Source organism: Deinococcus rhizophilus, from assembly GCF_030271215.1.
Classification (GTDB): domain Bacteria; phylum Deinococcota; class Deinococci; order Deinococcales; family Deinococcaceae; genus Deinococcus; species Deinococcus rhizophilus.
On record NZ_JASNGB010000382.1, the window covers coordinates 1 to 601 of the forward strand.

General features: G+C 73.2%; 1 protein-coding gene. It reads right to left on the minus strand.

Annotation, left to right across the window (positions count from 1 at the left end; translation table 11 throughout):
* Window positions 1–442: DUF4388 domain-containing protein (locus QOL99_RS17465; RefSeq protein ID WP_285525684.1), on the minus strand; the 442-nt coding region annotated here is incomplete at its 3' end.
* Window positions 443–601 lie beyond the last annotated feature (159 nt).

Here is a 601-nt window from a genome sequence, read left to right on the forward strand (position 1 = left end):
CCGCTGCCGCCTCCTGCGCGACCTCGAACAGCGGGCGGCCCGTCTGCCGGGCGACGGTGCGCACGCTGGCGCCCTCCTCGCCGCCGAAGTGGGGCAGCTCGCCCCGGTAGACCCGGCTGGGGCTTCCGATCACCCCGCACAGTTGCTCCCACTCGTCCGAGGCCCGCGCCCAGTCGGTCGTGAAGTGCTCGTACGGCCCCAGCGGGGTGCCCGTCACCGTCCGGGGCGCGAACTCGAAACTGCCTTCCCCGGGCAGCAGCGGCGCCGCCTGAATCGCGTCGGTGCCCAGCCAGTCGAGGATGCCGCCCCCCACGACCTCGCCGCCCGCAAAGGCGACCGTGAAAGGCACCCCGGTCTTCACGTCCAGCACGCCGGTCTGCCGGGTGGTGTGCACCAGTTCCAGAATCCCCAACAGGGGCAGATCGGAGAGAAGTCCCTGCATGTGTGAGGCTCAGGTTAACACTGCCTGCCCGCCGTGCCCGTCAGGTCCAGCCACGCCCCCCCCAATTGGGCGGACACGTCCGTCGCGGTCAGCCCGTACCCGTGCCGCGCCCCCGCCCGCTCGCCCGCGCGGGCATGCAGCCGCACCCCGGCGAGGGCA